The organism is Prevotella brunnea (genome assembly GCF_008016795.1).
Lineage (GTDB): Bacteria > Bacteroidota > Bacteroidia > Bacteroidales > Bacteroidaceae > Prevotella > Prevotella brunnea.
The window spans coordinates 22,060-29,852 of record NZ_SDIK01000052.1; the positions used below are offsets into that span (position 1 = coordinate 22,060).

The 7,793-nt window shown below is 38.8% G+C and carries 7 protein-coding genes; 5 read left to right on the forward strand and 2 right to left on the reverse strand.

All coding sequences use genetic code 11. The annotated features are described in order from the left end of the window. Positions 1 to 182 precede the first annotated feature (182 nt). Genes ETF27_RS06810 through hisS form a run of 3 tightly spaced genes read left to right on the forward strand, consistent with a single transcriptional unit; the run spans position 183 to position 3,319 of the window. Positions 183 to 686 carry a Fur family transcriptional regulator gene (locus ETF27_RS06810; RefSeq protein ID WP_130828725.1) on the forward strand — a complete coding sequence of 168 codons (504 nt, stop codon included), beginning with the start codon at positions 183 to 185 and terminating at the stop codon, positions 684 to 686. Then, positions 673 to 1,947, forward strand: coding sequence for an adenylosuccinate synthase (locus ETF27_RS06815; RefSeq protein WP_130828726.1), 1,275 nt, complete (start codon positions 673 to 675; stop codon positions 1,945 to 1,947). Before ETF27_RS06810 ends, ETF27_RS06815 begins: the two co-directional genes overlap by 14 nt. A 7-nt stretch (positions 1,948 to 1,954) precedes the next feature. Continuing rightward, a complete protein-coding gene (hisS, locus tag ETF27_RS06820; RefSeq protein WP_130828727.1) occupies positions 1,955 to 3,319 on the forward strand; it encodes a histidine--tRNA ligase in 1,365 nt (454 codons plus the stop codon). 67 nt (positions 3,320 to 3,386) lie between these two features. Here the strand turns inward: hisS and ETF27_RS06825 are convergent, their stop codons facing one another. Together ETF27_RS06825 and ETF27_RS06830 are read right to left on the reverse strand one after the other, a co-directional pair. Next, complete coding sequence (locus tag ETF27_RS06825; RefSeq protein WP_130828728.1) at positions 3,387 to 4,325, reverse strand: ribose-phosphate pyrophosphokinase; 939 nt, start codon at positions 4,323 to 4,325, stop codon at positions 3,387 to 3,389. A 46-nt stretch (positions 4,326 to 4,371) separates the two neighbouring features. Beyond that, positions 4,372 to 4,980 carry a beta/alpha barrel domain-containing protein gene (locus tag ETF27_RS06830; RefSeq protein ID WP_130828729.1) on the reverse strand — a complete coding sequence of 203 codons (609 nt, stop codon included), beginning with the start codon at positions 4,978 to 4,980 and terminating at the stop codon, positions 4,372 to 4,374. 72 nt (positions 4,981 to 5,052) lie between these two features. Here ETF27_RS06830 and nspC point away from each other — a divergent pair, with 72 nt between their 5' ends. Both nspC and ETF27_RS06840 read left to right on the forward strand, forming a co-directional pair. Continuing rightward, the gene (gene nspC / locus ETF27_RS06835; protein WP_147785622.1) at positions 5,053 to 6,216 is read left to right on the forward strand and encodes a carboxynorspermidine decarboxylase; all 1,164 of its coding nucleotides are present in this window, start codon (positions 5,053 to 5,055) and stop codon (positions 6,214 to 6,216) included. Positions 6,217 to 6,261: 45 nt separating this feature from the next. Continuing rightward, positions 6,262 to 6,948 carry a DnaJ domain-containing protein gene (locus tag ETF27_RS06840; RefSeq protein ID WP_130828731.1) on the forward strand — a complete coding sequence of 229 codons (687 nt, stop codon included), beginning with the start codon at positions 6,262 to 6,264 and terminating at the stop codon, positions 6,946 to 6,948. Positions 6,949 to 7,793 lie beyond the last annotated feature (845 nt).

A 7,793-nucleotide genomic window follows, 5' to 3' on the forward strand; every position in this document is an offset into this window, starting at 1 on the left:
TTCAATATGGATCAGAACTTCATCGGTGAGATTTAATCAAATTAAGAAGGCTCTCTATCTGTTACCTTTTTGCTTATACAGCATAAAAGTGTATTAAGAAGTTCTTTTAACTTTTTTTTGTCAGTATGTTGAGCCTATCTTTTCAAAAAAGACTAACTTTGTAGAAATTTAATCAACAAATCGTGACAAACGAAACTATAAAAGAAAAAGTAAGAAACATTCTTGATGGTTATCTTGAGATGAACAATCACCGCAAGACACCTGAGCGATTTGCCATTCTTGACGCAGTGTACGATATGCACAAGCATTTTTCTCTCGATGAGTTGGGGGTAAAGATGGAAGCACTCAACTTTCGTGTTTCAAGAGCCACTCTTTACAATACCATGCGACTTTTCATAGAGCTACGTTTGGTAGTTAGGCATCGATTTATTGGTCAGACGAAGTATGAGGCTTGTTACAATAATGATGATCACATTCACCAGATTTGCACAGTATGTGGATCTGTAACGGAAATAGATGCAAATAGGATAGTGGATGCTATCGAGAATATTAAATTGTCGCGCTTCCGAAAAGATGGTTTCACCCTCTATTTATATGGAGTATGTTCACGTTGTCAGGCTAAAATTTCCCGACAGCGTAACAAGATAAAACAACAGAAAGAAGATAAAGCTAATGAAAACAGGTAAAGTTGATATCCTCTTAGGGTTACAATGGGGCGATGAAGGTAAAGGAAAAATAGTAGACGTCCTTACTCCTCGCTACGATGTGGTGGCACGTTTTCAAGGTGGTCCGAATGCTGGGCACACCTTAGAGTTTGAAAGTCAGAAGTATGTCTTGAGATCCATTCCGTCCGGTATTTTTCAAGGAGGTAAAATCAATATCATTGGTAACGGTGTTGTCTTGGCTCCTGATTTATTCATGAATGAAGCCAAAGAATTGGAGCGTTCCGGACATCCGTTGAAGACGAGATTGCATATATCCAAAAAAGCACATCTTATCATGCCTACCCACCGACTTTTGGACAAGGCCAACGAAATGGCAAAAGGGAAAAACTTAGTGGGGACAACAGGAAAAGGTATCGGTCCTACCTACACCGACAAGACAAGTAGAAATGGGTTGAGAGTAGGAGATATTCTCAATGATTTCGACGAAAAGTACAGACTTCATAAGGAACGGCACCTTAGAATGTTGGCTGCTTTGGGATGGACGGACTTTACCGGTTTAGACGAAATGGAAAAGACGTGGATGGAAGGCATAGAGTATATGAAGAAGTTCATGTTTGTAGATTCCGAACATGAGATAAATCACATTCTTCGCGATGGTAAAACCCTTCTCTGCGAAGGAGCACAAGGAACTATGCTTGACGTGGATTTCGGTTCCTATCCGTTTGTAACTTCTTCAAACACAATTGCTGCGGGAGCTTGTGTGGGATTGGGAATAGGTCCCAGCAAGATAGGAAATGTCTATGGAATTATGAAAGCCTATTGCACTCGTGTAGGTTCAGGACCTTTCCCAACGGAATTGTTTGATGAGACAGGAGCACGCATTCGCGATTTGGGACATGAATATGGTGCGGTTACCGGAAGAGAACGACGTTGTGGCTGGATGGATTTGGTGCAGTTGCGTTATTCCGTTATGGTAAATGGTGTAACTGAACTGATCATGATGAAGAGTGATGTGCTTGATGGGTTCGATACCATAAAGGCTTGTGTTGGCTATGTCCTTCCAAATGGTGAGAAGACAGAAGAATTACCCTTTGATCTGAACGGCGTAAAACCTATCTATAAAGAATTCAAGGGGTGGAAGATAGATATGACAAAGTTTAAATCGGAAGAACAATTCCCAACCGAGTTTAAAGAGTATATGAAGTTCTTGGAAGATTTTCTTGAAACAAGAATAGGGATTGTATCAATAGGTCCGGATAGAGAACAAACAATAGTAAGATAAAAAATATATGGCAAACAAACCTTCCATTCCAAAGGGTACGCGCGATTTCGGTCCGATGGAAATGGCTAAACGTAATTATATATTCAACACGATAAAAGAGGTCTATGCAATTTATGGCTTTCAGCAAATAGAAACACCTGCACTGGAATCCTTGCAGACTCTCATGGGTAAGTATGGCGAGGAAGGCGACAAACTTCTTTTTAAGATATTAAATTCGGGGGATTACTTCAAAGGAATAACTGATGAAGACCTCTTGGGCAGGGACACATTAAAACTTCAAACGAGATTGGCGGAAAAAGGTTTGCGCTATGACTTAACGGTACCTTTTGCTCGCTACGTGGTGATGCATAGGAATGAATTACAATTGCCGTTCAAACGTTATCAAATACAACCTGTTTGGAGAGCAGATCGTCCACAAAAAGGAAGATATAGAGAGTTTTACCAGTGTGATGCAGATGTGGTTGGCTCCGAGTCGCTGCTTAACGAGGTGGAACTGATGCAAATTATTGATACGGTTTTCGTACGATTTGGAATCAGGATAAAGATTAAGATAAATAACAGAAAAATTTTGTCTGGTATTGCAGAAGTAATTGGCGCCCAAGATAAGATAGTTCAGATAACAACTGCCATTGACAAGTTAGACAAGATTGGACTTGAAAAGGTGAATGCTGAATTGATTGAAGATGGAATTGCCACAAATGCTGTTGAACGGCTGCAACCCATTTTAAGAATGTCAGGAACAAACGAAGAGAAACTCGAAACGATTTCACATGTTTTGTCTGAAAGTGAGATGGGCTTGAAAGGAGTAAAAGAAACAAGGTTTATTCTTGATACGTTGAGGCAAATCGGTCTATCCAATGAAATAGAATTGGATTTGACTCTGGCTCGCGGTCTTAACTATTATACAGGTGCAATATTTGAAGTGAAAGCGCTTGATGTGGAAATAGGGTCAATCACCGGCGGAGGTAGATATGATAATCTAACGGGAATATTTGGTATGCCGGGACTTTCGGGAGTGGGTATCAGTTTTGGTGCCGACAGAATATATGATGTATTGAATGTATTAAAGCTTTTCCCCAAAAGAAATATAACCAATACTCAACTCTTGTTCGTAAATTTTGGTTGGAAAGAAACGGAATATATCTTGCCAATGGTTAGTAAGATTAGAAAAGCCGGAGTAAGGACGGAGGTGTTTCCGGATGAAACGAAGATGAAGAAACAAATGAGTTATGCCAATGCCAAGCAAATTCCTTTTGTTGCAATTGTAGGTGAAACCGAAATGAAGGAAGGTAAGCTGACACTGAAGGATATGATGACCGGGGAACAATTGAGTCTGACAGTTGATCAGCTCATTCAAAAAGTTCAGGTATAGTCGGCTTAATTCAAAAGAATAAAAAGGCAATTGGGAAATCTCAATTGCCTTTTTATTCTTTTATCTATTAAACCAAATATTGGTTGGAAATGCTTTCATTATTCACAACCCTTCTGATCGTTTCCGCAAACATATCGGCTACAGAAATTTGTTTCACTTTTGAACAACGATCAGTGTAGGGTATTGAATCGGTGAATACGATTTCTTCCAAAGATGAAGCCTCTACACGTTCTGTTGCAGGACCGCTCATTACACAATGCGATGCACAAGCTCTCACACTCTTGGCCCCAGCCTCTTTCATGATGTCTGCAGCTTTTGTAATCGTTCCCGCGGTGTCAACCATGTCATCAACGATAACAACGTTTTTATCTTTTACATCTCCTATGATTTGCATACTGGCAACCACGTTCGCGCGAGCCCTTGTCTTGTTACAGAGAACAAGTGGACATCCCAAATATTTCGCAAAAGTATTGGCACGCTTTGAACCGCCTACGTCGGGACTTGCAATAACCAAATCTTTTAGTTGCAAGCTTTGTAAATAGGGCAGGATAACACCACTCGCATAAAGATGGTCAACCGGTACGTCAAAGAACCCTTGAATCTGATCGGCATGAAGATCCATGGTCATTAGTCTGTCAATACCCGCAACACTTAACAAGTCAGCGATGAGCTTTGCGCCAATACTAACGCGCGGCTTATCTTTCCTGTCTTGCCGTGCCCATCCGAAATAGGGGATAACTGCGATAATGTTTCTGGCAGAGGCGCGTTTGGCGGCATCTATCATGAGAAGCAATTCCATGAGGTTGTCTGAATTTGGAAATGTGCTCTGAACAAGGAATACGTCTTTTCCACGAATACTTTGTTCGTATGAAACCACAAATTCACCGTCAGAAAATCTTGTTACGACTAAATTGCCTAAAGGACAACCCAAACTCGCACAAATCTTTTCTGCGAGGTATCGCGTCTTTGTCCCTGAGAAGACCAAAAAAGAGTTGTTTTCACTCATTTTTTTTGTTGTTTATAGTTTTATATAAGGTTTATTTATGAAGACTTTATTCTACAGCCTGTTTTAACTTCTTAAAATATGCGATAATTGATTTAAAGTCAGTAGCGTGCTGGATATTGAATTTCTGCCATAGCGCGCCACATACTACAACCCCACCAAATCCATATTCTTTCAAAGATGGAATGTCGCTAAGTTTTATTCCTCCCATTGCATAAACATGTCTTCCAATCAAACCTTGCCTTTGTAGTTCTTTTAACTCTGGTATGAAAAGTGATTTTCGTTCCATAGGATATTCAATTCCATCGTTGATATTTTTAAGAGTGACATACGCAAACCTCTTTCTCGTGTCTTTTAATTTTAGAATATCAGAACAAGTGCTACTGATTCTTCCTCTAAAATCTTTAGGAGGAATGATCGTGTCTGCGTCTAAATGTATTCCGGCAAGTGAGAACTCTTTCGTTAGATTGAAATTCTGATGAACAGTTATAAATCTGTGATAATTGGATGGTATCAAAGATAACAACCGCTCTGCATAATGGGGTGAATGATCTGTCTTCGAGATATGCAGATTGTCCAGTCCTTCCTCGAAGAGTATTGTCAATATCTTATCTTCTTCCACAAAAAAAGTGGACTTAGTCATAATGACCAGCTTCATTCCCTCTTTTATTTTGCTTGCAAAGGTAGATATTATTTCCGAGTTTCACAAATTATTTGCTACTTTTGCAGAATGAAAGTAAATTCTTCAACATTTAGGGAAATAGGGCAACCTATATATATATTGGAAGAAGCAAAATTGCGCAGCAATTTGTCGTTGATAGCTGATGTTGCCAAACGAGCTGGTGTGGATATTATTTTGGCGTTTAAAGCTTATGCTCTATGGAAGACATTCCCAATATTCAAGGAATATATAGGTGCCACAACGGCATCTTCTCTATATGAAGCGAAATTAGGCTTTTTAGAATTTGGAGTGCCAACTCATACTTTTTCGCCTGCCTACACAGCTTATGAAATTGATGAGATTTCCAAATGTTCTTCTCATTTAATTTTTAACTCCCTTTCTCAATTTTATCGTTTTTTCGAGAGTGCGAAGAAAGCCAATCCAAACCTTTCTGTTGGTTTGCGTGTTAATCCGGAATATTCTGAAATAAAAACAATGTTGTACAATCCCTGCGCGCCGGGTACTCGTTTTGGCGTTACGAATAAAAAGTTGCCGGATAAATTACCAAACGGAATAGAGGGGTTTCACGTGCATTGTCATTGCGAGAATGGTAGCGATGTCTTTGTAAGAACATTAGGGCATATAGAGGATAAGTTTTCTGCTTGGTTTCCCCAACTGAAATGGATTAATTTTGGTGGCGGACATCTCATGACCCATTCAGATTATGATGTCAATACATTGATAAAAGTGCTCAAGGCATTCCGTGAAAAATATCCTTGGCTACATGTAATATTAGAACCCGGAAGCGCTTTCGCATGGAATACGGGGTGTTTGGTGTGTCAAGTAATAGATATTGTTGAAGATAGCAACATTAAGACGGCTATCCTCAATGTGAGCTTTACTTGCCATATGCCCGATTGCTTGGAAATGCCTTACCACCCTCATGTCAGAGGTGCCGAAGTTATGTTAATCAATAAGCCACAACATCTTTATACGTATAGGCTTGGTGGTAACAGTTGCCTGAGTGGCGATTGGATGGGGTCATGGAAGTTTGACCATCCCTTGCAAATAGGTGAAAATATTATTTTTGAAGATATGCTGCATTATACAACTGTAAAAACTAATATGTTTAATGGTATATCTCACCCTTCAATAGCCATGCTTCGTACGAATAATGAATTGGAGATGTTAAGAACATATACTTACGAAGATTATAAATCAAGAATGGACTAAATGGCATGTGTTTTGCTATTCTTTTCATAAAAGGAGGAACAAAATATGGCATTTATAGATTATTATAAAATACTTGGAGTAAATAAAAATATACCACAAAAGGATGTAAGAGCAGCTTATAGGAAGCGCGCAAAACAATTCCATCCCGATCTTCATCCCAATGATCCGAAAGCCAAGGCTAAGTTTCAGGCATTGTCTGAAGCTTATGATGTAATTGGTAATCCTGAAAAGCGTGCCAAATATGATAAATATGGTGAGCAATGGCGTAATGCCGAGGCGTATGAGAATTTTGGAGGAAGGGCAACCGAATGGGACAATAGGGGAGGAGCAAGTCCTTTTGATGGATTTGATTTCAATTCTTTTTCTTCAGAAGGGTTTAGCAGCTTCTTTCAGGATCTCTTTGGCATGAAAGAAAAGAGACAAAATGCCGAAATGTATATGGGACACCCCAAATCTGAAAAAGTTGCGGATAGAAAAATTAAAATCAATTTGGACTTCTATACGGCAATCTTAGGCGGTGAGATTATCCTTTCTTTGTCCCCTAACAAGAAAATAAAATTAAAGGTAAAACCCTATACTCAAAATGGATCAAAAGTGAGATTGAAAGACAAAGGCTACGATAGAGGGAATGGTACTTATGGGGATTTAATAATCACTTATAATGTAACTATGCCAACATCTTTGAATCAGCGCCAAAAAGATTTGTTGAGGCAAATGAAAAATTCCCAATAGCCAGCTATTTGTATATTTGCTTTTGGTCGAATGTTATCATCTAAAGCTCATGCCTTGTATATTTTCACAGAAGCTCGCAATTTTTCATTGTATGCAAAAGATTCTCGGTGAGGTCGTCAATAACGGTCATGTCGCCATCGTGTGAGAAGTAGCGTTTCATCATGTACGCGAGTTCGGGATAAGAAAAGTTCTTAAAAAGTTGGTAATCTCACTTATTATTTATACCTTTATGGGTGAAAATAAACAAGTTACAAATAAAGATAAAGCGACGATTACCAAAGACAAAGTTACTGAAATATTCTGTATTACCGACGAGATTAACGTGTGTGGAGCGTATTTATAAAAATCTTATATGGAAAAGTGTTCGCTGACAGAGGATAATCAAGACAATTGGAATCTTTTCTAAAGATTTTCTTATCCCGAACTCGCGTAAGTGATGGTAAACAGACGCTTGATAGCGAACATTCGTCTCGATCAGTACTGCGAAATTATATTACAAAAACAGCCTCCGAGGTATGCTTTGTAATCTATTGATAATCAGTGTGATATTAATTGCGACTTAAAAGCTAAGCTTTTGCACTCCAATTCATGACCTTTTGCATTGCAAAAGCTTAGCTTTTGGAAAGCAAAAGGTAAGTTTTTGTCTTTTCCTGAATTCACTTGTCAGATCTGACGATGTATTTCTGTTTTACTTGTCAAATATTTTCTTATTTACTGAATGACTTGACATTAACATTATATAGTTTAAATTTGAAGTCAGTGCACTTGCATAAAAGAAGATGGACAACACTTAAGTTCCGTCATATTTTCGGCAAGGTATTAGCGGGCTCGATGCCCCCTTGGCC

What these genes read in the sequence shown, in the direction of transcription:
- ETF27_RS06830 (WP_130828729.1), bottom strand. Translation starts at nt 4,980, where the DNA reads ATGAAGCTGGTCATTATGACTAAGTCCACTTTTTTTGTGGAAGAAGAT.
- ETF27_RS06815 (WP_130828726.1), top strand. Translation starts at nt 673, where the DNA reads ATGAAAACAGGTAAAGTTGATATCCTCTTAGGGTTACAATGGGGCGAT.
- nspC (WP_147785622.1), top strand. Translation starts at nt 5,053, where the DNA reads ATGAAAGTAAATTCTTCAACATTTAGGGAAATAGGGCAACCTATATAT.
- hisS (WP_130828727.1), top strand. Translation starts at nt 1,955, where the DNA reads ATGGCAAACAAACCTTCCATTCCAAAGGGTACGCGCGATTTCGGTCCG.
- ETF27_RS06840 (WP_130828731.1), top strand. Translation starts at nt 6,262, where the DNA reads ATGGCATTTATAGATTATTATAAAATACTTGGAGTAAATAAAAATATA.
- ETF27_RS06825 (WP_130828728.1), bottom strand. Translation starts at nt 4,325, where the DNA reads ATGAGTGAAAACAACTCTTTTTTGGTCTTCTCAGGGACAAAGACGCGA.